24 protein-coding genes are annotated in these 24,966 nt (G+C 61.7%); 14 read left to right on the top strand and 10 right to left on the bottom strand.

Annotated elements, in window-relative coordinates; all coding sequences use genetic code 11:
* Window position 1: 1 nt before the first annotated feature.
* The 3 genes from lolD to AB4Z19_RS05805 are packed head-to-tail and all read right to left on the bottom strand — an operon-like array spanning window position 2 to window position 3,204.
* Complete coding sequence (gene lolD, locus AB4Z19_RS05815; RefSeq protein ID WP_442028192.1) at window positions 2-682, bottom strand: lipoprotein-releasing ABC transporter ATP-binding protein LolD; 681 nt, start codon at window positions 680-682, stop codon at window positions 2-4.
* The gene (locus tag AB4Z19_RS05810) at window positions 675-1,934 is read right to left on the bottom strand and encodes a lipoprotein-releasing ABC transporter permease subunit (RefSeq protein ID WP_442034625.1); all 1,260 of its coding nucleotides are present in this window, start codon (window positions 1,932-1,934) and stop codon (window positions 675-677) included. Before AB4Z19_RS05810 ends, lolD begins: the two co-directional genes overlap by 8 nt.
* A gap of 1 nt (window position 1,935) precedes the next feature.
* Entirely contained in the window at window positions 1,936-3,204 is a 1,269-nt protein-coding gene (locus AB4Z19_RS05805) for a lipoprotein-releasing ABC transporter permease subunit (protein ID WP_442034623.1), read from the bottom strand.
* Between the two features lie 88 nt (window positions 3,205-3,292).
* Here AB4Z19_RS05805 and AB4Z19_RS05800 point away from each other — a divergent pair, with 88 nt between their 5' ends.
* Window positions 3,293-4,297, top strand: a complete 1,005-nt coding sequence (locus tag AB4Z19_RS05800; RefSeq protein ID WP_442034621.1) for a hypothetical protein — start codon at window positions 3,293-3,295, stop codon at window positions 4,295-4,297.
* Window positions 4,294-5,988: a single-stranded-DNA-specific exonuclease RecJ gene (gene recJ, locus AB4Z19_RS05795; protein ID WP_442027211.1), complete on the top strand. Its 1,695-nt coding sequence runs from the start codon at window positions 4,294-4,296 to the stop codon at window positions 5,986-5,988. The genes AB4Z19_RS05800 and recJ overlap by 4 nt, the downstream gene beginning before the upstream one ends.
* Here the strand turns inward: recJ and AB4Z19_RS05790 are convergent, their stop codons facing one another.
* Genes AB4Z19_RS05790 through AB4Z19_RS05780 form a run of 3 tightly spaced genes read right to left on the bottom strand, consistent with a single transcriptional unit; the run spans window position 5,989 to window position 8,903 of the window.
* Window positions 5,989-6,444, bottom strand: coding sequence for a YybH family protein (locus AB4Z19_RS05790; RefSeq protein ID WP_442027209.1), 456 nt, complete (start codon window positions 6,442-6,444; stop codon window positions 5,989-5,991).
* A 12-nt stretch (window positions 6,445-6,456) separates the two neighbouring features.
* Entirely contained in the window at window positions 6,457-7,296 is an 840-nt protein-coding gene (gene tssG / locus AB4Z19_RS05785; protein WP_442027207.1) for a type VI secretion system baseplate subunit TssG, read from the bottom strand.
* Window positions 7,263-8,903, bottom strand: a complete 1,641-nt coding sequence (locus AB4Z19_RS05780; protein ID WP_442034619.1) for a type VI secretion system baseplate subunit TssF — start codon at window positions 8,901-8,903, stop codon at window positions 7,263-7,265. The genes tssG and AB4Z19_RS05780 overlap by 34 nt, the downstream gene beginning before the upstream one ends.
* Window positions 8,904-9,037: 134 nt before the next feature.
* On the opposite strand from AB4Z19_RS05780, the gene AB4Z19_RS05775 reads away from it, so the two are divergent.
* The 3 genes from AB4Z19_RS05775 to AB4Z19_RS05765 are packed head-to-tail and all read left to right on the top strand — an operon-like array spanning window position 9,038 to window position 10,499.
* A complete protein-coding gene (locus AB4Z19_RS05775; RefSeq protein ID WP_442029315.1) occupies window positions 9,038-9,475 on the top strand; it encodes an antitoxin Xre-like helix-turn-helix domain-containing protein in 438 nt (145 codons plus the stop codon).
* Complete coding sequence (locus AB4Z19_RS05770; RefSeq protein ID WP_442029314.1) at window positions 9,476-10,159, top strand: RES family NAD+ phosphorylase; 684 nt, start codon at window positions 9,476-9,478, stop codon at window positions 10,157-10,159.
* Between the two features lie 19 nt (window positions 10,160-10,178).
* Entirely contained in the window at window positions 10,179-10,499 is a 321-nt protein-coding gene (locus tag AB4Z19_RS05765; protein WP_442029313.1) for a DUF2288 domain-containing protein, read from the top strand.
* Here the strand turns inward: AB4Z19_RS05765 and AB4Z19_RS05760 are convergent.
* Window positions 10,496-12,454, bottom strand: coding sequence for a bifunctional 2',3'-cyclic-nucleotide 2'-phosphodiesterase/3'-nucleotidase (locus AB4Z19_RS05760; protein ID WP_442034617.1), 1,959 nt, complete (start codon window positions 12,452-12,454; stop codon window positions 10,496-10,498). The genes AB4Z19_RS05765 and AB4Z19_RS05760 overlap by 4 nt on opposite strands.
* A 234-nt stretch (window positions 12,455-12,688) precedes the next feature.
* Here AB4Z19_RS05760 and AB4Z19_RS05755 point away from each other — a divergent pair, with 234 nt between their 5' ends.
* The 8 genes from AB4Z19_RS05755 to lysS all read left to right on the top strand — a co-directional run bounded on the left by AB4Z19_RS05755 (window position 12,689) and on the right by lysS (window position 18,872).
* Window positions 12,689-13,318: a PEP-CTERM sorting domain-containing protein gene (locus AB4Z19_RS05755; protein WP_442029303.1), complete on the top strand. Its 630-nt coding sequence runs from the start codon at window positions 12,689-12,691 to the stop codon at window positions 13,316-13,318.
* 78 nt (window positions 13,319-13,396) lie between these two features.
* Window positions 13,397-13,906 (top strand): phage tail protein, encoded by a 510-nt coding sequence (locus AB4Z19_RS05750; protein WP_442029304.1) that lies wholly within the window; start codon window positions 13,397-13,399, stop codon window positions 13,904-13,906.
* A 23-nt stretch (window positions 13,907-13,929) separates the two neighbouring features.
* Complete coding sequence (locus AB4Z19_RS05745; protein WP_442034615.1) at window positions 13,930-14,466, top strand: phage tail protein; 537 nt, start codon at window positions 13,930-13,932, stop codon at window positions 14,464-14,466.
* Window positions 14,467-14,476: 10 nt separating this feature from the next.
* Window positions 14,477-14,998, top strand: a complete 522-nt coding sequence (locus tag AB4Z19_RS05740; protein WP_442034613.1) for a phage tail protein — start codon at window positions 14,477-14,479, stop codon at window positions 14,996-14,998.
* 7 nt (window positions 14,999-15,005) lie between these two features.
* A complete protein-coding gene (locus AB4Z19_RS05735) occupies window positions 15,006-15,485 on the top strand; it encodes a GNAT family N-acetyltransferase (protein WP_442030369.1) in 480 nt (159 codons plus the stop codon).
* Window positions 15,486-15,524: 39 nt separating this feature from the next.
* Window positions 15,525-16,629, top strand: a protein-coding gene (prfB, locus tag AB4Z19_RS05730; RefSeq protein ID WP_442034611.1) for a peptide chain release factor 2 whose coding sequence is annotated in 2 segments (ribosomal slippage) — window positions 15,525-15,605 and window positions 15,607-16,629 — 1,104 coding nt in all. Because the reading frame shifts where the segments join, the coding sequence is not laid out codon by codon here.
* Window positions 16,629-17,309, top strand: coding sequence for an HAD family hydrolase (locus AB4Z19_RS05725; protein WP_442034609.1), 681 nt, complete (start codon window positions 16,629-16,631; stop codon window positions 17,307-17,309). Before prfB ends, AB4Z19_RS05725 begins: the two co-directional genes overlap by 1 nt.
* A 27-nt stretch (window positions 17,310-17,336) precedes the next feature.
* Window positions 17,337-18,872 carry a lysine--tRNA ligase gene (gene lysS / locus AB4Z19_RS05720; protein ID WP_442034608.1) on the top strand — a complete coding sequence of 512 codons (1,536 nt, stop codon included), beginning with the start codon at window positions 17,337-17,339 and terminating at the stop codon, window positions 18,870-18,872.
* Window positions 18,873-18,962: 90 nt separating this feature from the next.
* Here the strand turns inward: lysS and ppnN are convergent, their stop codons facing one another.
* A complete protein-coding gene (gene ppnN / locus AB4Z19_RS05715; RefSeq protein WP_442034606.1) occupies window positions 18,963-20,333 on the bottom strand; it encodes a nucleotide 5'-monophosphate nucleosidase PpnN in 1,371 nt (456 codons plus the stop codon).
* Window positions 20,334-20,517: 184 nt separating this feature from the next.
* Between ppnN and AB4Z19_RS05710 the strand changes: the two genes are divergently transcribed.
* Window positions 20,518-22,023, top strand: coding sequence for a peptide MFS transporter (locus AB4Z19_RS05710; RefSeq protein WP_442028309.1), 1,506 nt, complete (start codon window positions 20,518-20,520; stop codon window positions 22,021-22,023).
* Window positions 22,024-22,101: 78 nt separating this feature from the next.
* On the opposite strand, the gene glpD is transcribed toward AB4Z19_RS05710, so the two are convergent.
* Together glpD and AB4Z19_RS05700 are read right to left on the bottom strand one after the other, a co-directional pair.
* Complete coding sequence (glpD, locus tag AB4Z19_RS05705; protein WP_442034604.1) at window positions 22,102-23,628, bottom strand: glycerol-3-phosphate dehydrogenase; 1,527 nt, start codon at window positions 23,626-23,628, stop codon at window positions 22,102-22,104.
* Between the two features lie 56 nt (window positions 23,629-23,684).
* Entirely contained in the window at window positions 23,685-24,965 is a 1,281-nt protein-coding gene (locus AB4Z19_RS05700) for an amidohydrolase family protein (RefSeq protein WP_442034602.1), read from the bottom strand.
* Window position 24,966: the final 1 nt, after the last annotated feature.

The raw sequence follows: 24,966 nt of genomic DNA, 5'->3' as shown, positions 1-24,966 counted from the left end.
CTTACTCCTGGCGCAATCCTTCGTCGGTCAGACGCAGCATACGGTCGCAGCGCTTGGCCAGCGCCGGATCGTGGGTGACGATCACGAAGGCCGTGCCGAGAGTGCTCGACAGCTCCAGCATCAGATCGAATACCGATTCCGCAGTCGTATGATCCAGATTGCCGGTCGGTTCGTCGGCCAGCACGCAAGCAGGCTGCGTCACCAGCGCACGCGCCAATGCGACGCGCTGACGTTCACCGCCGGACAATTCGCCCGGCACGTGCGTCACACGCTTGGCCAGCCCAACGCGCGCCAGCATGGCCTGCGCCTGTTCCAGCGCGTCCGCACGCTTCGTGCGGCGGATCATCAGCGGCATCGCCACATTGTCCAGCGCCGAAAACTCCGGCAGCAGATGGTGGAACTGATAGACAAAGCCCAGCGACTGATTACGCACGTCGCCGCGTTGCGCCTCGCTCAGTGATGCGAAATCTTTGCCCTGCAGCGTCACGGCGCCATTGCTTGGCGTATCCAGCCCGCCCAGCAGATGCAGCAGCGTGGACTTGCCGGAGCCGGACGCGCCAACAATCGCCACGCGCTCGCCGCGGTGCACTTCGAAATCAATCCCCTCCAGCACCTTGACCTCGTAGCTGCCTTCCTTGAAGGTCTTGCCGAGATTGCGGCAGCTCAGCACAGCATCATTCATAGCGCAGTGCCTCCGCAGGTTTGACCGACGCCGCCCAACGGCTCGGGTACAGCGTGGCAGCAAACGCCAGCAGCACGGAAACCACGGCGATCACGCCAACGTCCGCCCAGTGCATATCCGACGGCACGGTGCTGATTTGGTAGATATCCTTCGACAAGAACTGCACTCCCAATAAGTGTTCGATAAACGGGACGATAACATCAATATTCAAGGCCACAAGCACGCCGCCCGCGACACCCAGCAGCGCGCCCAGCACGCCCACCAGCGCGCCCTGGATCACGAAAATCTTCATGATCGAACGCGGCGTGGCGCCCAGCGTGCGCAGAATGGCTATGTCGGCCTGCTTGTCCGTCACCGTCATCACCAGCGTGGACACCAGATTGAAGGCGGCCACCGCGACGATGAGTGTGAGGATGATAAACATCATGCGCTTTTCGGTCTGTACGGCAGCAAACCAATTGGCGTTCAGCCTGGACCAGTCACGCACGGTAAGATTGGACGGGAACAGTTTCTTCAACTCTTCCGCAACTTCGGGCGCGCGGTGCATATCGGCTAGCCGCAAACGCAGACCTGCCGGAGCATCCATGCGCAGCATCTTTTCCGCATCCTGAATATGGATGAAGGCCAGGCCTGAATCGAATTCCGGGTGTCCCGCGACGAATACGCCCACCAGTGTGAAGCTGCGCATGCGCGGCACCACGCCGGCCGGGGTCACCGTTCCCTGGGCCAGCGCCATGGTCACCTTGTCGCCAAGATTCAGCTGCAGCGAGCGCGCCAGGTCAATCCCCATCACGATGCCGAACTCGCCGGGCCGCAGATCCTTGAAACTGCCGAATTTGGTGGTCTTGGCCAGATCGGACACATTCGGCTCCTGATCCGGCAGTACGCCGCGCACCACCGCCGGGCGCAGGATTTCGCCACCGTGCAGCAGCATGGCCTGCGTCTGCACGAAAGGCGCCGTACCCTTCACCGCCGGATTCGTCATGGCGCGGCGGGCCTGCTCCTGCCAGTCCGGCATCGAGCCGTTCTTGTCGAAGACTTCGACGTGGGCCAGCACGGACAGCATGCGGTCCGTAACCTCTTTGCGGAAGCCGTTCATCACCGACAGGATGATGATCAGCGCAGCCACACCCAGCGCGATGCCGCTCATCGAAATCAGGGAGATAAAGGAAATGAAGCTGTTGCGCTTATCGCGCTTGCCTGCACGGGTGTAGCGCAGGCCGACCAGCCATTCGTAGGGGAGATTCTTCATATTATTCGTAACGCAGGGCGTCCGCCGGACGCACACGGGCTGCCGACCAGCTAGGGTACAGGGTCGCCACAAAGGCCAGCGCCATCGAGGTGATACCGATAATGGTCACATCATGCCAGCGCAGGTCCGACGGCACGGCGCTGATGAAGTAGATGTCCTTGGCCAGGAACTTCACGCCAAACAGATGCTCGATGGCGGGTACGATCACGTCCACGTTCAGGGCCAGCGTCACACCGCCCACCACGCCCAGCGCGGTGCCCAGCACGCCAACCAGCGCTCCCTGTACCATGAAAATCTTCATGATCGAACGTGGCGATGCACCCAGGGTGCGCAGGATGGCGATATCGGCTTGTTTATCGGTCACCGTCATCACCAGCGTAGCGACCAGGTTGAAGGCCGCAACAGCGATGATCAGAGTCAGGATCACAAACATCATGTGCTTCTGCGTGGTCACGGCGGCGAACCAGGTCGTGTTCAGCTTCGTCCAGTCGCGCACCAGCAGTTTGCCCGGCATGGTCTGCTTCAGCTCAAATGCCACTTCCGGCGCTTTCTGCAGGTCCTGCAAGCGCAGGCGCAGGCCGAACGGCGCATTCAGGTGCACCAGTTGTTCGCCGTCTTCCAGATGTACATAGCCCAGACCGGAATCGAATTCGTTATGCCCGGCTTCGAAAATGCCGCTGACGGTAAAGGTGCGCAGTGTCGGCGCCACGCTGGTGAAGGACGAGCCCTCGGCCAGCGCAATCGCCACCTTGTCGCCAATCTTCACCTCCAGCTGGCGCGCCAGCTCGATGCCCAGAATGATGTTGAACGAACCGGGCTGCAAGCTATCCAGACTGCCCTCTTTCATCTGCCTGCCGATGTCGGAAACCTTGGTCTCCTCGCCTGGCAGGATGCCGCGCACCACGGCAGGACGCAGAATGTCGCCGCCATGCACCAGCATGCCCTGCGTTTCGACGAAAGGCGCGGCGCCGCGCACTTCCGGATTCACCGACGCCTGCTTCGCTGTCGCGTGCCAATCGGCCATACCCAGGCCGCTGATGTCGTAGATCTCCACGTGTCCCAGCACGGACAGCATGCGCTCTGTGACTTCTTTCTGGAAGCCGTTGTACACGGACAGCACCACGATCAGCGCCGCTACGCCCAGGCCGATGCCTGCCATCGACGTTGCGGAGATAAACGATATAAAACTATTGCGCCCACTGCGTTTGCCGGCGCGCGTGTAGCGCAGGCCGACCAGCCATTCGAATGGCAATTTTTTTAAGAGACCCATGTATTGCGTTGGCAGGAAAGACGCGAAAGCCCGCAGTTTGCCATATAAACAGCATTTCATGTGGACCGCCTATCCTCTACAATGCCGCATGGCTTCTACTACCGTCGTAATCCCCTTCGCTCTGCCGCCCGCCGAACTGGCCGCGGACATCGCCCGCGCCCTGCAGGCGCCGTCGCTCGCAGCATTGCTTTCGCGCAACAATTTGCATGAGCGCCGCCGCTTCGACTCGGACGCCCGCGTCCTGCCGCACGAAAACTGGCTGGCGCCGGGTCCCGACGGTGCGCCGCTGGCCGCCGCTGTGATGAATGGTTTCGGCACGCCGCCGCAGGACGGTTACTGGTTCATCGTGCACCCCGTGCACATCCAGCTGGCGCGCAACCACCTGACCATGGCCGATCCGCGCAACCTGGGCCTGAACGAAGCCGATTCGCGCGCCCTGTTCGAACTGGCCAAGCCCTACTTCGATGACCTGCGCTACGGCGACGCAAACACCTGGTTCATGCGCGCCGACGGCTGGTCCGAATTGGATACGGCGTCGCTGGACGCCGCCATCGGCACCAATCTGGCCGACTGGATGCCGACCGGCCCCAATGCGTTGGGCTTCAAGAAGCTGCAGAACGAAGTACAGATGCTGTGGCACGAAAATCCGGTCAACGAAGTGCGCGAGGCGCGTCGCCTGTCGCCGGTGAATTCGTTCTGGATGTGGGGTGGCGCCCCAGCTTCCGGCGCCACCGCGCCTGCCGCGCCGCTGCTGGTGTCGTCAGCGCCCAGCTGGCTGACGGCGCTCGGCACACCGGAACTGCGGGACGGCGATGTGGCGCGCTTGCTGGCCACGCCGGGCGAGCGTAAGACCGCCGTGCTGGGCCACCTGCTGCCGCATGGCCTGGCCGGTGACTGGTCCGCATGGCTGATGGAGATGCAGCGTCTGGAGCAGGAATGGTTCACGCCTTTGCTGGGCGCCCTGCGCGAAGGCCGCATCGGCGAGCTGAAACTGGTGCTGACGGACCGCGACGGCGTCACCACCTTCCGTACGACCAAAATGGTGCTGCGCCAGTTCTGGCGCCAGCAGAATCTGAAGAATCTCAAGTCATGACCCGCATTGCCATCCGCCCCTGCCCTGCCCGCGAATCCGAAATGCTGCGCCAGGGCGGCGTCCATCCTGTGCTGGCGCGCCTGTACGCCTCGCGCGGCCTGGTGGACCTGAATGAACTGTCCAGCGAACTGGCGGCGCTGATGCAGCCCGCCGGCCTGCTGCACATCGACGCGGCAGCCGTGTTCCTGGCCGACGCCATCGCGGCGCGCAAGCGCATGGTCATCGTCGCCGACTACGACTGCGACGGCGCCACCGCCTGCGCCACCGCGCTGCGCGGCCTGCGCTCGATGGGCGCGGATGTCGATTTCATTGTCCCCAACCGCTTCGAATACGGCTACGGCCTCACGCCGGAAATCGTGGCGCTGACGGCGCGCGAGAAATCGCCGGACATCATTATCACCGTCGATAACGGCATCGCCAGCATCGAAGGCGTGGAAGAAGCCAAACGCCGCGGCATCGAGGTCGTGGTGACCGACCACCACTTGCCCGGCGATGCGCTGCCCGACGCACGTGTGATCGTCAATCCAAACCAGCCTGCCTGCGGTTTTCCGTCCAAGCATCTGGCTGGTGTAGGTGTGGTGTTCTATGTGCTGCTGGCCCTGCGCGCTGAGCTGCGCCGCCGCGGCGTGTTCGATGCGCAGACCCAGCCCAAGCTGGATTCGCTGCTCGACCTAGTCGCCTTGGGCACCGTGGCGGACGTGGTGAAACTTGATCCGAACAACCGCATCCTCGTCGCCCAAGGCATCAAGCGCATGCGCATGGGACGCATGCACGCCGGCGTGGCGGCGCTGTTCCGCGTATCCGGCCGCCAGGCGCGCACGGCCTCGCCGTTCGATCTGGGCTTTGCGCTGGGACCGCGTCTGAACGCGGCCGGTCGCCTGGAAGATATGTCGCTCGGTATCGAGTGCCTGATTACGGATGACGAACAGCGCGCCTGGGAACTGGCCCAGCAGCTGAACGACATCAACCTGCAGCGCCGTGAGATCGAAGCTGAGATGCAGGACGCGGCCTTGATACATCTGGAGGATTTTCAGCCTGCGAACAGCACCACCATCTGCGTGTTTGACGAAGGCTGGCATCAGGGCGTGATCGGCATTGTGGCCTCGCGCCTGAAAGAGAAGTTCTATCGGCCGACCATTACGTTCGCACCGGCGGGCGATGGCATGATCAAGGGTTCCGGCCGCTCAATCCCCGGCTTCCATTTGCGCGATGCGCTGGATCTGGTGTCCAAGCGCGCGCCAAGCCTGATCGACAAATTCGGCGGCCACGCCATGGCGGCTGGCCTGAGTCTGCGCGCCGAGGCTTTCGGCGCGTTCTGCGAAGCGTTTGAAGCCGTGGGCCGCTCCTGGCTGTCAGAGCAGCAGCTGGAGCGTGTGATCGAGACGGATGGTCCGCTGGAAGACGCTTACTACACCACCCAATTCATCGAACTGATGGACGGCCAGGTCTGGGGCCAGGGCTTTGCGCCACCCGTGTTCTGCGACGAGTTCCGCGTGATGAGCCAGCGCATCCTGAAGGAGCGCCATCTCAAGCTGCTGCTGGAGAAGAACGGCGCCCGCTACGACGCCATCTGGTTCGGCCACACCGATGCGCTGGGCGAGCGCGCCCGCGTGGCCTTCCGCCTCGACGCCAACGAATATAACGGCGTCACACGCGTCCAGCTGCTGGTGGAGCACGCCGAACCGGCTTGATTAAGGCTGGTCGGGCTCACGTTTGCAGTTGCAGACTTCCTGGCCTTTGTCGAACACGATGCGCCATTTTCCCGGCGCTTCCTGGCGCCATACGGAATTGAAGCGGCCAATCAGCTTGCCCTTCGGGTCGTGCACCGGCCCGGAGGAATGGGCGAGCGTGCCGGAGTCCAGCACTTCCACGTCATCCGGCTCCCAGGAGAACGGCGCGTCCGGCTTTTCGTAGAACTTCTTCCAGAAATCGGACACGGCTTGCTTGCCACGCAGCGGCTTGGGGCCGGAATGGAAAACTGCTTCATCGGACAGGAAGGTGGTGAAGGCCGCGAAATCACGCTTGGCCATGGTCGCCGCGAAAGCGCGCTCGGTGTCGGCAACTTGCTGCTTTAATTCGGCGTTACTTGGCGCGGCGCTTGCGGCTGTGGCCAGGGCCAGGACCGCTGCGGCGATCAGGGTCTTCATGGGGTCTCCTTATTATTCTGGATACCCGATCTTATAACACAGCTCTCCTTCCCCAGCCCTGGCCAGCAGCGCGTCGTAGCCAAGCCGCGCTTTGGCGTCCAGCGCAGCTGCGCCAACGGACTCCAGCTGAACATGCGCGACGGCTTCAATGCAGCCATCCATCATCGCTGCAAGCATTTGCGGCAACGCCCTGGCCGCCGGACCGCGCGGCAGAAATTGTTCGCGCGCCGCCGCGTCCACCGGTCCGATATGGATATTGATGCCCAGATCGCAGCGCCACTGCCGGCCACCCAGCGCCGTATCGCTGCCCAACGTCGCGTTGGCGCGTCCAAGCGCATTACGGTGCGGCGGCGCCAGCATCTGCCAGTTGCCGGCAAACTGCTCCACGTGCAGCGGCACGCCGAAATAATCACTCAACGCCTTTCCCAGTGCTTCGGCGGAGGTTGCGGAGCGGCGCATCATCGCCGCATATTGCGCCAGTGCCGGTTCGCGCGTGCCGCCAAGGTCCATCAGCATCGGCAGCAAATCCGCCGGCCGGTGCTTGTACCAGGCCGCGTCGAACTGTTCGAGCGCGCGGGCGGACAGCATGTCGAGAAATTCGCGCGGCCCGCTGCCGGGCGCTCTGGCGATGCGCTCCGTGTAATGGTAAGGCAGTGCGCCTGCCGCGCCGAGCAGCCCCATGAACGCAGGCCGTACCGCATCGCCTGCGCAGGTTGCGATGTCGCCTGGCGGGAAAGCCAGCGAGGTATCGTTCTCCGCGCGCGGTACTGCGCCCTGCTCGCGCAAGGCCTGCAGCAGCCGAAAATAGTCGTAGCCACCTACAACATCAGATTTCCGTTCCTTGGACGGCATCGCAAGAGCTCCTCGCCGCTTGATGCGGAAATCGCCACCAGCTGCATGAATGTGTTCAGGTGGACGGAGTAAGACAGGTATTGGTCGATCAGATGCACGAATACCGCCACGCTGGCGCCGACCAGCGCACGTTCTTCTATCGTCACGCGCAGCTCGGTGCCATCAACTGGCGCGGCGCCGTGCTTATGGCGCATCCGCATGGTCGCCGGCCTGGTCTTCAAATCGACCAGCGCGTCACGCAGCTTCTGGCCCGTGTCCGACTCCGCCAGGTCTTGCAACGCAAACGCCAGCCTGAGATTCTCCACATTTGCCGGGTTGGCCTCCAGCGCCAGCATTGCCAACAGCCGCCAGCGCAGCGCCATGCCACCCGCGACCTCACGCATGCGGCATGGCGTGCCGATCAACACCGCAGCCGGCTCGAAGCCCGCAAAAGCCTGCGGCAAGGAGCGCTCGCAGCACGTGAGCCCTACGGAAGCCGTCGCCGTCCCCGTCTCGGACGCCGCCCACGCCGGTGCTGGAGCAAAACTGATGCGCATGGGTGGGCCGGGTTCGTCCAACAGCGCGCGGCGGGCGGTCCAGGTGCCGGTGGGCGCGGCGCCGAAGCGCATTGTTTGCGGCGGCTGCAGGACCGACAGGCCATCGGCGGCGAGCAGATGAACGGTGTCGATGGCATGGATGACATGCGAACTGTCCGCAGGCGCGAGGCCATATTCGCTGGAAGTCCGGCTGACGTACACGGGCGCCGCGGCGGCGGCAAACAAATTCGCCCCTGGCGCGCACCCCGTCAACAAATGGCCGGCTTCAACACCGGCCAGCGTCCGCGCCAATTCGCTGTCCGCACGCAGCGGCACGGCGATATCCAGGGAAACGTTACCGTATGCGATGAAGCGCCGCAACGATGCCAGATTCAGCTCCAGAAAGTTGAAGCGCTCCGGGAAGCATTGATATTCGCGCAGCACCTGCCAGCTGTAATCGCCAAGCTCGTCCAGGCCTGCCACGCGCACGGGCACACGGGGCAATAGCTCGGCCGGACCGCCAGGCATTGCAGACCACGCGCTGGAGGCATACAGCAGCAACGCGTTCTGCAACGCCGCGCGCAGCACGGGCTCAGCGTTCACGTAGAGGCGCAGGGTGTCGGGAGTAGACGCACTCAGACCACTGAGGGTCAGCGATAACAGATGCTCGCCACCTGGCCCCTCGCAGGGGCGCCAGCGCAAACTGGTGACGTCTGCGCCTGTGCAGGCGTCACCAGTCAGGCGGAATGACGAGACGCGCCCATCCGCCGCACGCGCCGCTAATGCCGTGCCACGGCGCGCGCTGGCGGAAAGACGAAAGATCGCACTGGCAGGAAATGGTGCGAGCGTGTTTGGGAATAATGCCTCCAGCAGCGCCTCATCCAGAAGCGGGCTGGCGCGATCGAGACTATGGGCGATGCGCGCGTGAAGCACCGCCGCAGCTTGCACCAGCCTGTCCACATGCGGATCGCGCACTCCCTCGCGCGGCGGATTCAAGCTGCCCGCCAGACGGGGATAGCGCACTGCAAACTCCGCGCTTTTTCGCCGAAACTGCTTCAACTCCGCTTCCACCCATGGCAAAAGTTGCTCCATCGCAAACCCTCCCGAAAATGCCATTTCGCAATATTGTCAGCGCCAGCGACGGGCATCATTGAGGAAGCGCAAAGCGGAAAGACTTGTATATTGCACGGAATCGGAGTATAACTAATCCATAAACGGAGGATATGATGAATTCCGCCTACGCCTACCCCAAGAGCAATTACCAGCCCGCCATGCCGGTGGATCTCAGCCACAAGGAAGAACGCGAGCGCCTGTCGCACGCCGCGCTGAAGGGCTTTTTCAAACTGGCCGCGGCCTGGAAACTGCGCGACGAAGATGCGCGCGAACTGCTGGGAGGCCTGTCCAGCAGCACCTTCTACGAATGGAAAAAGAATCCCGACCGCGTGCTGGAAGTCGACCGTATCACGCGTATTTCCTACCTGCTCGGCATCTACAAGTCGCTGCACATTATCTACGGCGACAAGCTCGCCGATGAATGGATCAGCCTGGCGAACCGCAATGTGATTTTCAGCGGCCGCACGCCGCTGGCCTTTATGCTGGCCGGCGGTATGCTCTCCATGCAGACCGTGCGCCAGCTGCTCGATGCGCGCCGTGGAGGCCTGTAATTGACGCCCTTACCGCCGCTGCGCCTGCTGCGCCAATTCGATACCTGCCGCCTGATTCCGTCCCGTTTCGTGGACAAGGAAGATTCCGTCCTTTCGGCGCTGGCCGATAACGACGACGAACTGCGTGACCTGTTCGATCTCGATAACGCGACCAACGCGCGCCTGCTGGCCGAACATGGCGGCGCATCCGGTATCGGCATCGAAGAGCTGGTGTTCTATGTGCCGAACTACCGCAGCATCAACGCCGCCTTTACCTACGCCCGTCCTGAGGGCAGCCGCTTCAACGACGGCCAGCGCGGCGCCTGGTATTGCGCCTTCGATGCGGAAACAGCGCTGGCCGAAGTCATCTTTCATAAGACCGTGGAATACGCCGAAATCGACCGCTTCGACGACAGCGTCAGCTATCAGGCCATGCTGGCCGACTTCTCTGCCGAGTTTCATGATATCCGCGGATTGGCGGAATTTGCGCCCTGCCTCGATCCGGAGAGCTACATCGCTTCCCAGCGCCTGGCCGCGCGCCTGCTGGACGCGGGTTCCATGGGCATCATCTACCCCAGCGTGCGCCGCGACGGCGGCACCAACCTTGGCTGCTTCCGCCCCGCACTGGTGGGCAATGTTCGCAAAGGCCAGGCCTATCGGTTAACATGGGAGGGTTCGCCGGCGCCCCGCGTCGAGCCGATTTAACCGATTCAAGAGATTGACCATGCAGCTTAAGCCCGAAAAAGACGCCGAACTCCGCGACAAAGTGAACCGCGAAACCGCCCGCCTCCCATGGAGCGAGTTGCTCAAGCATTTCGCCCAGGGGAATGTGATCTGGGTTGCGAACGAACTGGATCTGGTGGAAGTGGCCGTACGCATCGCCCACGACGACAAGGCCAACATCACCAAGTGGATGGAGCAAGGCATGGTCGCCAAGGTCTCCGACCAGCAGTGCCAGAGCTGGATCGATTCAGATGCCGCGCTGTGGGCGACAGTCATCAGTCCATTCATTCTCGTGCAGCAGGACAAACCCAAGGTGCATTAAAGCGCCAGGCGGTAGATCGCGTAGCCTTTACCATCGTCGGCCTGGAACTCGGTCACGGGCAGGCCTGCCGCCAGCGGCAGCTTGCCCGGCGCCGAGTGGAATATGACCGGACCTTTTGCATTCAGCGGCGTGAAGCGCCAGCTGCGTGAAAAGCCGTTGGCGCTGCGCGTCAGCGCCTTGGTCTTTTGCACGTAGGCGATGAGGATATCGCGATTGGTGTCCGGCGCGGCCAGGATGACTTGGGCAACGGGGAAGCCGCCGCCGCCGCTGCCGCGGAAGTTATTGGTCGCGATAAGGAATTCCTGCGCGTCGCCCACCGGCACGCCACGATACTCCAGCGATTTGACGCGCTGGCCCGGCGCTTGCGATACATCGATCTCGTAGCGCACTTCGTCGGAGGTGAGCAGGTCGAGATTGAATCCCGCGAAAGCCGTGTTGACCAGTTCCTGCGCCGTCGTGCGCGCAGGATCGATCGTATTGTAGCGCTGCGCTGCGCGTTCCAGCCAGGCTTTCAGCTGGGCGCCATTCACTTTTACGCCATACAGCGTGTTCGGATAGAGATACAGGTCGGCCGCGTTGTTCAAGGCGATCGCGCCCGGCGACACGTCCGTGTAATCGGCGGGACCGGCCGCGCCGGATTTGAACGGCGCGGAGACTGAAAGCACCGGCAGCGCTGCATACTGCGGCAAATTATTCTTCACGTAGCGCGACAGATAATCGGCCTGCGCCTGATTCACCACGTCAATCGCGCTCACGTCGCCCACGTCCGCAAAATAGGTGGACATGCGGAAGTCGGTGCTGCCAATCGGCGTCTTCACGTACTTCACGGCAGCCGCATGCTCGTCAGCGACCAGCCCCGCGATGGCGGGATCAGCCGCCACCGGACGTTTGTCCGCATCGACGATGGCCCGCGTTTCAACGATCGTGTGCTCGCGATCGGCGGACCAGTGCCGACCGTCGTAGCGCAGGCGCAGAGCAATGACGCCAAGCTGCTTACCCCACAGGCCAGCCATCACGGTCGGCACACCATTTACCGTGCCACGCACCTTGTCCACGCCCGGCAGGTTGAATTGCGGGGACTTGCTGGCCGCGTTCGGGAAGACTTCATGGGCATGGCCAATCAGCATGGCGTCGATGCCCGGCACCTGGGCCAGATGCCAGCTGCCGTTCTCCATGGCAGGCGAATACAGCGCCCCGTCAAGCCCCGCATGCGCAATCGCGACCACCAGCTCTGCGCCCTGCGCCCGCATTTCCGGGATGTAGCGCTCCGCCGCTTCGCGCCAGCCTTCCATGCGGACCTTACCTTCCAGCCAGCGTTTATCCCAGCCCATGATGGCCGGTGTCGTAAAGCCGATGATGCCGACCTTCACACTCGCCTGCACCGGTTTGCCATCCGGCCCGGTCGCCGTAATGCGCTTGTCGAAAATGCGGTACGGGGCGAACAGCGGCTTGCCGGTCTTGAGGCTGATGACGTTGGACAGCACGATGGGGAACGCCGCGCCGGCGCAAGCCTGGGTGCGCGGGGCGATGCCCTCTACGTCAAAGCGGCTGCCCGTGACTTGTTGCAGGTAATCCAGTCCGTAATCGAAATCGTGGTTGCCCACCGAGCCGCCTTCCACGCCCAGCGCATTCATGGCTTTGTAGATCGCCGGCGTTTGCGAGCAGGACACTGGCGCAACCAATGCCTGGTAATCGGCCAGCGCCGTGCCCTGGATGGTGTCGCCGTTATCGAGCAGCAGCGTATTCGCAAACTCGGTGCGGGCCTGCCGGATCAGCGTGGCCGTCCGCTCAAAGCCCAGCGTCGCGTCGGGCGCCAGCTTGTAGTAATCGTAGCTCAGTACGTTCGCGTGCAAATCCGTCGTTTCGAGCATCGCCAAAGTGGTGTGAGAACCGGCAGGCACCGTGCCGCAACCGGCCAGAGCGGCGCACATAAAAACGAAAGCAGGAACGCGCATATTGAGTCTATCGGAATGAAATTCACACATCATAACTGTTTGAGGCTTTTTACAACGGCCTTGCAATTTTGAAAAGCCTTTCTATGCTTCACTGTAGCTCAGCCATAAGTTGCACCGGAATAGGTAGTCTTTTGCAAAAAAGATACGTTACAAAACTTCAAGAAATGCGTAAAAAAGCCAAGCGTATGATCAGCCTCAATCCGCAACACATAGTTACCTTACAAGGAAAATTCCATGCAAACCTTACGCCGTACAGCAGTCGCCATGGGCCTATGGTTGACTGTAACGCTCGCACACGCCGCCCCTAATCTGGTATTGGACGGGGACTTCGAATCAAGCTTCGCCCTGCACTGGCAAGACTCGGGGCAATTCACGGTCGGCGCGGACCAGACCGGCTCGCCAGCCGCACACACGACAAACGTGTATGAAGATCTCAGCGTTCCCGGCGTGACCCCCATCGGCATTCTTTCCCAGAACATTTCCGGGTTGACGATCGGCCATAAGTACACGCTCAGCTTCGAGATTCAGCGCGCCTCCTCGACAGGCGCCGACATCGTCGACAACGAAGCTTTCGTGAAATTCGGTGGACTGACCATCTGGGATGAGAATGACGTAACGTTGGACTGGGTGACCAAAACCTTCGTCGATCTCGTAGCGACCGGCACCTCCATGCTCCTGGAATTCGGCAATACCGGCAGCGATCCCATTTTTGGCAATCAGCTCGACAATATCTCCCTGGTCGAGCAAGCTTCGACTGGTCCTAACGATCCGCCGCCCAGCGTTCCCGAACCGGGCACTCTCGCCTTGCTGGCGGGCGGCCTGGGTCTGCTGGGCGCTTCGCGCCGACGCGTTCTGCGCGCCTGAACTTCTCCCTTTTTCCTACCCAACTGATCTTGCCGTGCGATGGCGCCGACGCGCCATCCACAGCTGAGAGGAGGCAGCATGTCTGATCCGTATATCGGTGAAATCCGCATGACCGGCTTCAATTTTGCGCCGCAGGGCTGGGCACTGTGCAATGGGCAGCTCCTGGCTATCAGCCAGAACCAGGCCCTGTTTGCAATTCTGGGCACCACCTACGGCGGCAATGGCCAGACCACCTTTGCCCTGCCTGATTTGCAGGGCCGCGTGCCGGTGCACGTCGGCGCCGGGTTCAACCTGGGCCAGGTCGCCGGCGAAACAGCGCATACCCTGATTCAGCCGGAACTGCCGGGCCATACCCACAATGTGATGGCGTCGACAGCCGCGACCCACGCGTCCGATCCAACCGGACGTGCATTCGGCAACGTGCAGCCCGGCGACCTGAACCTGTTCCGGGTGCAGGACAATTCGGCCACCATGGATGGCCCGACGGTCGGTCCGGCCGGCGGTTCACAGCCGCACGAAAACATGCAGCCTTATACGGTGGTGAATTTCGTCATCGCCCTGGAAGGCATCTTCCCGCCCCATAACTGAGCCGCGCGCAAAGGGAGAACAATATGGATCCATTCCTCGGTGAAATTCGACTTTTCTGTGGCAACTTCGCGCCGCGCGGCTGGGCGTTTTGCGACGGCACCCTGATTGCGATTTCCGCCAACACGGCGCTCTTCTCGCTGCTTGGCACGCAATACGGCGGCAACGGCCAGACCACCTTCGCACTGCCTGACTTGCGTGGACGCGTGCCGGTGCACCAGGGCACGCAGCAGGGCGCGAATTACGATATGGGCCAGGTGGCCGGCGTGGAGAATGTGACGTTGATCTCCAGCGAGATCCCCATGCACAACCACCTCATGAGCGCCAGCACCGAGACGCCCTCCGCTGTCGGCACCGGGATCAATCTTACCGGCAGCACTGTTTATGTGCCCTCCTCGGTGCCCAAGCCGCAATGCTATGCGCCGGATGGCAAGCCCCTGGCGGCCATGTACGCACAAGCGGTCACTCCGTCTGGCGGCAATCTGCCGCACAACAATATGGCGCCGTTCCTGGCTCTCAATTTCATCATCGCGCTGGAGGGGATTTTCCCCAGCCGTTCCTGAGGAGTAAGACATGGCACAACCGTTCCTCGCGGAAGTCCGCATTTTTGCAGGCAACTACGCACCGCAGGGTTGGGCGCTTTGCAATGGCCAGATCTTGCCCATCGCTCAAAACCAGGCCTTATTCTCCCTGCTGGGCACAACCTATGGCGGCAATGGCGTGAACAACTTCGCCCTGCCCAATCTGCAACAGCGCATCCCGCTGCACCAGGGCCAGGGGCCGGGTCTGACGCCGCGCATGCTGGGCGAAATCGGCGGCGAAGCAACCCATCAGCTGACGCTGAACGAAATGGCAGGCCACAACCACAGCCTGAACGGTACCAATACCCCTCCGTCGGTGGGCTCCCCGGCCGGGGCCCTGCTCGCCGCCCCACCTGGCGCCACGCCGCCTTACCACGACCCATCCTCGCTGGCGCCGATGCCAGTGGGCAGCCTGAGCACGACGGGCAACAACACGCCGCATAATAATCAGCAGCCTTATCTGGTGCTGAACTTCATCATCGCGCTCCAGGGCATCTTCCCGTCGCGGAACTGAAGCGCCGATGGACGAAACAGAGGCAATCCGCCTGCGTGCCGCCGAGGAAGCCGATCAGGACTTCCTGTTCGAGCTGCTGGCCAGCACACGGCCGGATTTGTCCCTGATCGACGGTCCGGCCCGCAGCATGCTGCTGCGCCTGCAGCTGGAAGCGCAACACGCCCATTACCGGCAACACTTCCCCCAGCTGGAGGCCAATGTGGTGCTGGTCGGCGATCAGCGCGCCGGCCGCCTCTGCGTCGCACGCACCGACAACGAAATTCGCCTGCTGGACATCAGCCTGCTGCCCGGCTTTCGCAACCGTCACATCGGCGGCCACCTGCTGTCCACCCTGCAGGAGGCGGCCCGCCACCTCGGCCTGCCCCTACGCTTGCATGTTTTGCAAGACAATCCTGCGCGGCACTTGTACGAACGTCATGGTTTCCAGCCCGGCGCGCTGGACGGCCTCCATCTGAGCATGGAATGGAGCGCCGTCTCTAGGGTATAATTCTCGGTTCGATTTCATTACTATCAGACCAAGAAAACCATGGAAGCTGAACGCATCAATGCCCTGTCCTCCCTGCTTGCGGATTTAACCACCCGCGAAGCCGAACTTCGGAGGTATCTTTGACTTCGATCGCAAGTCAGAGAAACTCGAACAACTGAACGGCGAACTCGAAGACCCTGCGGTCTGGAATGACCCGAAAAAGGCCCAGGACATGGGCCGCGAAAAGAAATCCCTCGAAGGCGTAGTCCTCACCCTGCAAAAGGCGGAGAGCGACCTGCGCGACATGAATGAGCTGTTCGAGATGGGCAAGGAAGAAGGCGACGACGACACGCTGGAAGCCGTGATCGCGGACACCGCCGAAATCCAGAAGGTCATCGAGCAGATGGAATTCCGCCGGATGTTCAGCAATCCGATGGACCCGAACAACTGCTTCATCGACATCCAGGCCGGCGCCGGTGGCACCGAAGCCCAGGACTGGGCCTCCATGCTGCTGCGCCAGTACCTGCGCTATTGCGAACGCAAGGGCTTCAAGGTCGAGGTGATGGAAGAATCCGAGGGCGAGGTTGCCGGCATCAAGACCGCCACCCTGAAAGTGGAAGGCGAATACGCCTATGGCCACCTGCGCACTGAAACCGGCGTGCACCGCCTGGTGCGCAAGTCGCCGTTCGACTCGGCCGGCGGCCGTCACACCTCCTTCGTATCCCTGTTCGTCTACCCGGAAGTGGATGACTCGATCGAGATCGAAATCAACCCGGCCGACCTGCGTATCGACACTTACCGCGCCTCGGGCGCCGGTGGCCAGCACATCAACAAGACCGACTCCGCAGTGCGTATCACGCACGGCCCGTCCGGCATTGTGGTGCAGTGCCAGAACGACCGCTCGCAGCACCGCAACAAGGCCGAAGCGATGGACATGCTGAAGGCGAAGCTGTTCGAACTGGAACTGCGCAAGCGCATGAGCGAGCAGCAGAAACTGGAAGACTCCAAGACCGACGTGGGCTGGGGCCATCAGATCCGCTCCTACGTTCTGGACCAGTCCCGCATCAAGGACCTGCGCACCGGCTTCGAAACCGGCAATACCAAGAACGTGCTGGATGGCGACCTGGATGATTTCATCTCCGCCTCCCTGAAGCAGGGCATCTGATGACGCACCGCGCTTTCATCTTCGACATGGACGGTACCATTGTCGATAATATGGCCTTCCACACCAAATCGTGGGTGGCCTTTTTCGAGCAACGCGGCCACGCCATCGACCCGGATGAATTCTTCCGCGCGACGGCCGGCCGCCAGGGCCACGAAATCATGGCCCACTACATGGGCGAGCACCTGTCGAAAGAAGAAAGCGCCCTGCTCGACGCCGAGAAGGAAGCTCTGTACCGCGAGCTGTACGCGCCGCACCTGGAAACGGTGGCCGGTTTCGACCAGCTGATCGAAGAAGCCCAGGAACAGGGCGTGAAGCTGGCCGTGGCGACTGCTGCGCCGCCTGCCAACATCGTGTTCACGCTGGACGGCCTGGATCTGCGCCGCCACTTCGATGCGGTGGTGGGCGCGGCCGATGTCGCACGCGGCAAGCCGAACCCTGACGTGTTCCTGAAGGCGGCCGAACGCTGCGGCACCACACCGGAGAACTGCATCGTGTTCGAAGACGCGCCGCTGGGCGTGGAAGCAGCACGCCGCGCGGGCATGCGCTGCGTGGTGCTGACAACCACTTTGCCTGCTGAAGCGTTCAAGGATTTCGACAACGTGATTTGCGTTGCGCGCGACTTCAGCGAACTGAATATCGACGAGCTGTTTGCCCTCGGTGCGCAAAACTCGGCCCAATAAATAAATCTATCAAAACTTAATCACATCATGACTACGGAAAACCAAGTCCCAGACCAGGCACCAGGCCAGGACGACAACAAGATCATCGCCGAACGCCGCGTCAAGCTGGCCGCGCTCCGCGAAAAAGGCGTCGCCTTCCCTAACGACTTCCGTCCGCAGCACAAGGCGGCCGATCTGCAGCAGCAGTACGGCAGCAAATCCCGCGAGGACCTGGAAGCCGCGCCGGTGACCGTAGTGCTGGCTGGCCGCATGATGCTGAAACGCGAAGCAGGTAAGAAGGCTGCATTCGCCACCCTGATGGATTCCTCCGGCCCGAAGGCCGATGGCCGCATCCAGATCTACGCAACGCTGGACCTGACCGGCGAAGCGGCGATGGAAGCGCTGCACCACTATGACCTGGGCGATATCCTGGGCGTCACCGGCACGCTGTTCAAGACCAAGACTGACGAACTGACCATCAAAGTGTCCGACCTGCGTCTGATCACCAAGTCGCTGCGTCCACTGCCGGACAAATTCCACGGCCTGGCCGACCAGGAAACCAAGTACCGCCAGCGCTACGTGGACCTGATCATGAACGAAGAAACCCGCCGCACCTTCAAGGCGCGTACCGCGGCAATTTCCTCGATCCGCCGTTTCATGGAAAAGAACGACTTCATGGAAGTGGAAACCCCGATGCTGCACCCGATCCCGGGCGGCGCTGCGGCCAAGCCTTTCATCACCCACCACAATGCACTGGACATGCAGATGTTCATGCGTATCGCGCCTGAGCTGTACCTGAAGCGCCTGGTCGTGGGCGGCTTCGACCGCGTGTTCGAGATCAACCGCAACTTCCGTAACGAAGGCGTGTCGGTCCGTCACAATCCGGAATTCACCATGATGGAGTTCTACGCGGCCTACACCGACTACGAATGGATCATGAACTTCACCGAGTCCGTGATCCGCCAGGCTGCGATTGATGCGAAGGGCACTGCGGTGCTTAACTATGGTGGCCGTGAGCTGGACCTGTCCAAGCCATTCCATCGCCTGACCATCGTCGGCGCCATCAATAAGTACGCTCCGCACTACACCGAAGTGCAGCTGAACGATATGGAGTTCATCAAGGCCGAACTGCTGAAGTTTGGCGTGAAGCCGCACGCTCACTCGGGCCTGGGTGCGCTGCAACTGGCGCTGTTCGAAGAAACTGCGGAAGCACAGCTGTGGGAGCCGACCTTCATCATCGACTACCCGGTTGAAGTGTCGCCGCTGGCACGTGCTTCGGACACCCGCGAAGGCATCACCGAGCGCTTCGAACTGTTCATGGTCGGCCGCGAAATCGCCAACGGCTTCTCCGAGCTGAACGACGCAGAAGACCAGGCAGCCCGCTTCCTGGCCCAGGTTGAAGCCAAGGAAGCCGGCGACGACGAAGCCATGTTCTATGACGCCGACTACATCCGCGCGCTGGAATACGGCATGCCGCCAGCCGGCGGCTGCGGCATCGGCATTGACCGCCTGATGATGCTGCTGACCGATTCGCCGAACATCCGCGACGTGCTGCTGTTCCCGCACATGCGCAAAGAGGACTAATCAGCTTCTCATGATCGGCGGATCGATGATCCGCCCTACGAAAGCCGCCCGGCCCAGCGCCCGGCGGCTTTTTTTATCGCAAATGAGGCGTTACTGGATCACGCGGTAGCAAGGCGTGTAGGCCTTGCCGGCGAGTTTCATGCGGCTCTGGGCAACGAAGGAAGCCAGCAGCGCGTCCATCGGCCCCATGATTTCCTTGTCGCCGTGAATCTCGAAGTGGCCATATTTCTCGATGGTGCGAATGCCCTCTTCCTTCACATTGCCCGCCACCACACCCGAAAACGCGCGCCGCAGGTTGGCCGCCAGCACGTGCACCGGCTGCTGCTTGTGCAGGCTCAGATTGCGCATGTTTTCGTGCGTCGGCGCGAATGGACGCTGGAACTCTTCGTCGATCCTCAACGCCCAATTGAAGTAATAAGCGTCGCTGCGCGACTTGCGGAACTCGCGCACCTGCTTGATCCCTTCCTGCATCTCGCGCGCCACCAGCTCAGGATCATCGACGATGATCTTGTAGCGGCTTTGCGCCTCAGGGCCGAGCGTCAGGCCGATGAACTCATTGATCTGCACGAAGTAGTCGCGTGCCGTTTCAGGACCGGTGAAGATCAGCGGGAATGGAATGTCCGCATTATCCGGATGCAGCAGGATGCCCAGGATGTACAGGATTTCTTCGGCCGTGCCGGCGCCGCCCGGGAACACGCAAATGCCGTGGCCCACGCGTACAAAGGCCTCCAGGCGCTTTTCGATGTCCGGCATGATGACCAGGTCATTTACAATCGGGTTCGGCGACTCGGCCGCGATAATGCCGGGCTCCGTGATGCCCAGATAACGTCCACCGGTAAAGCGCTGCTTGGCGTGGCCGATGGTGGCGCCTTTCATCGGGCCTTTCATCGCACCCGGGCCGCAGCCGGTGCAGATATCCAGGCCGCGCAGGCCAAACTGATAACCCACTTCCTTCGAGTAGTTATATTCCGCGCGGTTGATCGAATGTCCGCCCCAGCACACCACCATATTCGGATTGGTCGCAGGCTTCAGCACATTCGCATTGCGCAGAATATGGAAAACCGCGTCCGTGATGCCCTCGGTGCGCGACAAATCGAATTTAGGATTGCCCGTCACCTCATTGCTGACGAAGACAATATCGCGCAGCACCGCGAACAAGTGCTCGTGAATACCCTTGATCATTTTGCCGTCCACGAATGCGATGGCCGGCGCGCCTTTGATTTCGAGCTTGATACCGCGCTCGCGCTGCAGGATGTTGATGTCAAACGACTTGTAGCGGTCCAGCAGTTCCTTTCCATCGTCGATCGTACTGCCGCAATTCAGCACCGCCAGGGCGCAGTTGCGGAACATGTTATAAAGGCCGCCCTTCCCGGAATCCAGCAACTGGCCCACTTCTGCCTTGGACAGGACTTCGAGTTTTCCTTCAGGGGCAATGAGAGTATCGACAACGTTGTGTTCCATGATACGACTTTCCTTTTTCTGATCTTTATTCGGCCTGCACCCCCAATATACGCTCATAACGTTTGGTCTCACAGACACAAGCTTGGCAAACATACCACATTGCTGCACTGCGGCACGCGAATTTACCCTTTAAATGCTTGCGGTGCTTTAAAATGCGGCTTTTTTTCGACCAGGAGAAGTCCGCATGAGCGGTCCTACCCAAGCTACCACTGAAGCGCCAATCCCTGAATTCAAGCAGATCATGGGCCACCCTGCTCCGCTCTGGATGCTGTTCATGTCCGAATTCTGGGAACGCTTCGCGTTTTACGGCATTCGCTGGGCACTGGTGCTATACATCGTTGCGCAGTTCTTCGGCGGCGACGCGGCCGGCCAGGCCAACGCCAATCTGACCTACGGTTCCTATCTGGCCCTGGTGTATGCGGGCGCCCTGTTCGGCGGCTACGTGGCCGACCGGGTCCTCGGCTACCAGCGCTCCATCATCATCGGCGCGATCTTCATGTCGGCCGGCCTGTTCATGATCTCCTACCCGGACCCGAACATCTTCAAGTTCGGCTTGGCCACGATCATCGTGGGTAACGGTCTGTTCAAACCGAATATTTCGACCATGGTCGGCAAGCTGTACTCGCTGGGCGATACCCGCCGCGACTCCGGCTTCACCATCTTCTACATGGGCATTAACGTCGGCGGCTTCCTGGCCCCTATCGTTACCCAGCTGCTGGCGCAGAAAGTCTTCGGCACCGGCGACACGCCAGCATACAAGGTGGTGTTCATGTCCGCCGGCGTGGGCATGCTGATCAGCCTCGTGTGGTTCTCCATCGGCCGCCGCGCCCTGAAAGGCATCGGTGCACCAGCGCCTGAAGCACAGAACCCAATGCGCATGGTGTGGGTCGCCATCGGCGCGCTGGCTGTTGTTCCAGTCGTGTACTCGCTGCTGGCAGTTGGCGCAGAAGCCCTGCAAGGCGTGCTGTCGATACTGTTCATCATCCTGGCCGTGATGCTGGTGGTGGAAGGCATCCGCAACGGCAAGGTCGCTCGTGACAAGACCATCGCCATGATGGTGATCTTCGCCTTCAACATCATGTTCTGGTGCTTCTTCGAACAGGCAGGCAGCTCCTTCACCTTCCTGGCCGATAACATCGTCAACCGCCAGCTGGGCAGCTTCGACTTCCCGACCGCCTGGTTCCAGTCCGTGAACTCCATCGCCATCATCGTGTTCGCACCAGTGATTGCAGCGATCTGGGTCTTCATGGGCAAGCGCGGCAAGAATCCTTCGATCCCACGCAAGTTCGCACTGGGCCTGATCGGCAACGGCCTGGCATTCGGCCTGCTGATGTACGCGCTGACCCAGCTGGTCGACGACCACAACAAGATTCCTTTCTGGACTCTGTTCATGGTCTACGTGATCCAGTCTATCGGTGAACTGTGCCTGTCCCCGATCGGCCTGTCGATGGTGACCAAGCTAGCGCCGACCCGCCTGGTGGGCATGGGCATGGGCGGCTGGTTCCTGTCGACCGGCATCGGCAACAACCTGTCCGGTATCGTGGCTTCGCTGATGTCGGGCGAGCACGGCATGTCGGTGCAATCCGCGCTGACCGGCTACACCCAGGGCTTCTGGATTCTGATCGGCGGCGGCGTGCTGCTGTTCCTGCTGGCACCGCTCATCCAAAAGCTGATGCACGGCGTGAAGTAAAAAAATGGGCCCGCAAGGGCCCTTTCTTTTTAAATGGGGACGCGACACATTTGCGATTTAAATGTGTTGCGTCCCCATTTAATTTGCGGCGAGCCAGGTGTCGAGGCGGGCTTCGGCCCCGGCGGGCAGGTGCAGGCCAAGTTTGGAGCGGCGCCACAGGATGTCCGCCGCCGTCACCGCCCACTCCTTGCTGCGCAGGTAGTCCACTTCGGCCGCATACAGGTTCGGCAGAATTTCTTCTCCCATATCCGCCAGCGATGCGCGGCCATCGAGCAGTGTATGGGTGCGCGTGCCGTAGGCGCGGGCGTAGCGGCGAATCAATTCCGGCGGCAGCCAGGTGTACTTCACCTGCAGGGCCGCCGTCCATTGGCAGAACTCCAGCACGCTGCGGTTCTGCGGCACGGCGCCGAACAAATCACCGCCGGGCAGGCAGGCGTTCTCCGTCCAGCCGCGCTGCGGGTTGCCGAGCGCTTTGCAGATATGGTCTACGGCTTCTTCCGCCAGGCGGCGGAAGGTGGTGATCTTGCCGCCGAAGACGCTCAGCATCGGCGCACCGCCGGCAGTCTCAATCTCGAAACGGTAGTCGCGCGTGACGGCCTTGGCGTCCCTTGCTTCGTCTTCGATCAGCGGGCGCACGCCGGCATAGGTCCAGACCACATCGGCAGGCTTGACCGGCTCGCGGAAATAATCGCTGGCCAGCTTGCATAGATAAGTGATTTCGCTTTCTTCAATCGCCACCTTGCCCGGATCGCCCTTGTAATCGATGTCCGTGGTGCCGATCAGTGTGAAATCGCGTTCGTAAGGAATGGCGAAAACGATGCGGCCATCCTTGTTCTGGAAAATGTAAGCGTTGTCATGCTCGAAGATGCGGCGCACCACAATATGGCTGCCCTTCACCAGCCGCAGCTGGCCCGGCTGCGCCTTGCTCAGCGCCGCTTCGGCAAAAGACGGCGTCCACGCGCCGGCCGCATTGACCACGTAGCGCGCGGTGATGCGCTTCTCGGTGCCGTCGGCTTTGCGCAGCGTGGCGGTCCAGAATTGCGGGCCGCGTTCCAGCGCCGTGCAACTGGTACGCGTCAGCACGCAAGCGCCTTTGGAATCGGCATCCATCGCATTCAGCACCACCAGGCGCGCGTCATCGACCCAGCCGTCGGAATATTCAAAGCCGCGCGCGAACTCCGGCTTGAGCGGACGCCCTGCCGGATGGCAGCGCAGGTTGATGCCGCGCGAGCCAGGCAGCAGCTCGCGCTTGGCCAGCATATCGTAGAGGAAGAGTCCCGCGCGGATCAGCACCGCCGGGCGCTGGCCGCTATTGTGCGGCATCACGAAGCGCAGCGGCCACATGATGTGCGGCGCGGAGCGCAGCAGCACTTCACGCTCGCCCAGCGCCTTGCGCACCAGGCCAAATTCGTAATACTCGAGATAACGCAAACCGCCGTGAATCAGCTTGGTGGAGGCGGAGGATGTGTGCGCTGCCAGGTCGTCTTTTTCGCACAGGACCACGTAAAGGCCGCGGCCAGCGGCATCACGCGCAATGCCTGCGCCGTTGATGCCGCCGCCAACAACCAACATATCGCAATCCACATCCTGTCGTGCTTCCGCCATGCCGTCCCCGTTAAGTTTCCAACAAGATACGACGTCATCGCGTTTCGCGCAACCCTTTACTGCTTGTAGATCACGCCTTCCTTCATCACGAAGCGGACATTCTGCAGCAGGCTGATATCCTGCAGCGGATCGCCGTTGACGGCAACGATATCGGCCGCGAAGCCCGGCTCCAGCGAGCCAAGACGGCTGGACTGGCCCAGCAGGTTGGCCGCGTTCAGCGTCGCAGCGCGGATCGCTTCCACCGCAGGCATGCCGCCTTCGACCATGTAAGCAAATTCCTTCGCGTTCTCGCCGTGCGGGAATACGCCGGCATCCGTGCCAAAGGCAATCTTCACACCGGCCTTGTAGGCGCGCGCGAAGGTGCCCTGGATCTGCGGGCCGATGGCGGCAGCTTTAGGCCGCACCAGGTCCGAGTAGTAATTCGGCTCCTTTGCCTTGTCGGCCACATAACGGCCCGCGCTGATGGTCGGCACGTACCAGGCGCCGGTTTTCTTGAACAGGGCGATGGCTTCGTCATCCATGAAGGTGCCGTGTTCAATGGAGTCCAGGCCCGCACGCAGCGCGCGCTTCATGCCTTCCGCGCCGTGGGCGTGGGCCGCCACCTTGAAGCCGTAATCCTTGGCGGTAGCGACGATGGCACGCAATTCTTCTTCCGTGTATTGCGCGTTCATGCCGCTGATGGCCTGGCTCAGCACGCCGCCGGTGGCGGTCACTTTGATCACGTCGGCGCCTTCCTTGTAACGGGCGCGCACCGCCTGGCGGCCTTCTTCCGGGCTGTTGACAACGCCCTCGTCCGGTCCTGGCGTGCCTTTCAGATGCTGCAGTTCACGCGAATAGCCGTTGCTTGGGTCGGCATGGCCGCCCGTGGTGGCAATCGCCTTACCGGCCGTGAACATGCGCGGGCCAACAATGGCGCCGCTGTTGATGGCACGCTTGAGGGAGATGTTAAGGCCTTCGTTATCGCCCAGATCACGCACGGTGGTGAAGCCCGCGAACAGCGTGCGCTGGGCGTAGGCCACGGACTTATAGGCGCGGTCCTGCACGTCGAGCGTCAGCTGGCTGCGCAGCGATTCAACCTGGGGCTGGGTTTGCGAGGACAGGTGCACGTGCATGTCGATGAAGCCCGGCATGCAGGACATGCCACTCAGGTCCACATCGCCTTTGCCGGCGGTCGGCGCGATCGACTTCACGCTGCCGTTCTCCACCACCACCGTCACCTTCTCTCGCCATACACCGGCTTTCACGTCCAGCAGGCGGCCGCAATCGATGGATTGCGTGGCCGCGCCAGCCGCACCTGCGGCCAGCAACAAGCATGCAGCAGACAGCTCTTTCCTCATC

The organism is Pseudoduganella sp. RAF19, from assembly GCF_052114165.1.
GTDB lineage: Bacteria > Pseudomonadota > Gammaproteobacteria > Burkholderiales > Burkholderiaceae_D > Rugamonas.
Note: the sequence above shows the minus strand (reverse complement) of the source record. Positions and strands in the feature narration are given on the sequence as shown.

Bases quoted from the DNA above. Each gene is read 5' to 3' on its own strand.
- AB4Z19_RS05700 (WP_442034602.1), bottom strand. From the start codon at position 24,965: ATGAGGAAAGAGCTGTCTGCTGCATGCTTGTTGCTGGCCGCAGGTGCG.
- AB4Z19_RS05710 (WP_442028309.1), top strand. From the start codon at position 20,518: ATGAGCGGTCCTACCCAAGCTACCACTGAAGCGCCAATCCCTGAATTC.
- recJ (WP_442027211.1), top strand. From the start codon at position 4,294: ATGACCCGCATTGCCATCCGCCCCTGCCCTGCCCGCGAATCCGAAATG.
- lolD (WP_442028192.1), bottom strand. From the start codon at position 682: ATGAATGATGCTGTGCTGAGCTGCCGCAATCTCGGCAAGACCTTCAAG.
- AB4Z19_RS05750 (WP_442029304.1), top strand. From the start codon at position 13,397: ATGTCTGATCCGTATATCGGTGAAATCCGCATGACCGGCTTCAATTTT.
- AB4Z19_RS05805 (WP_442034623.1), bottom strand. From the start codon at position 3,204: ATGGGTCTCTTAAAAAAATTGCCATTCGAATGGCTGGTCGGCCTGCGC.
- ppnN (WP_442034606.1), bottom strand. From the start codon at position 20,333: ATGGAACACAACGTTGTCGATACTCTCATTGCCCCTGAAGGAAAACTC.
- AB4Z19_RS05790 (WP_442027209.1), bottom strand. From the start codon at position 6,444: ATGAAGACCCTGATCGCCGCAGCGGTCCTGGCCCTGGCCACAGCCGCA.
- AB4Z19_RS05800 (WP_442034621.1), top strand. From the start codon at position 3,293: ATGGCTTCTACTACCGTCGTAATCCCCTTCGCTCTGCCGCCCGCCGAA.
- tssG (WP_442027207.1), bottom strand. From the start codon at position 7,296: ATGCCGTCCAAGGAACGGAAATCTGATGTTGTAGGTGGCTACGACTAT.
- AB4Z19_RS05735 (WP_442030369.1), top strand. From the start codon at position 15,006: ATGGACGAAACAGAGGCAATCCGCCTGCGTGCCGCCGAGGAAGCCGAT.
- lysS (WP_442034608.1), top strand. From the start codon at position 17,337: ATGACTACGGAAAACCAAGTCCCAGACCAGGCACCAGGCCAGGACGAC.
- AB4Z19_RS05745 (WP_442034615.1), top strand. From the start codon at position 13,930: ATGGATCCATTCCTCGGTGAAATTCGACTTTTCTGTGGCAACTTCGCG.
- AB4Z19_RS05740 (WP_442034613.1), top strand. From the start codon at position 14,477: ATGGCACAACCGTTCCTCGCGGAAGTCCGCATTTTTGCAGGCAACTAC.
- AB4Z19_RS05765 (WP_442029313.1), top strand. From the start codon at position 10,179: ATGCAGCTTAAGCCCGAAAAAGACGCCGAACTCCGCGACAAAGTGAAC.
- AB4Z19_RS05780 (WP_442034619.1), bottom strand. From the start codon at position 8,903: ATGGAGCAACTTTTGCCATGGGTGGAAGCGGAGTTGAAGCAGTTTCGG.
- AB4Z19_RS05810 (WP_442034625.1), bottom strand. From the start codon at position 1,934: ATGAAGAATCTCCCCTACGAATGGCTGGTCGGCCTGCGCTACACCCGT.
- glpD (WP_442034604.1), bottom strand. From the start codon at position 23,628: ATGGCGGAAGCACGACAGGATGTGGATTGCGATATGTTGGTTGTTGGC.
- AB4Z19_RS05760 (WP_442034617.1), bottom strand. From the start codon at position 12,454: ATGCGCGTTCCTGCTTTCGTTTTTATGTGCGCCGCTCTGGCCGGTTGC.
- AB4Z19_RS05775 (WP_442029315.1), top strand. From the start codon at position 9,038: ATGAATTCCGCCTACGCCTACCCCAAGAGCAATTACCAGCCCGCCATG.
- AB4Z19_RS05755 (WP_442029303.1), top strand. From the start codon at position 12,689: ATGCAAACCTTACGCCGTACAGCAGTCGCCATGGGCCTATGGTTGACT.
- AB4Z19_RS05725 (WP_442034609.1), top strand. From the start codon at position 16,629: ATGACGCACCGCGCTTTCATCTTCGACATGGACGGTACCATTGTCGAT.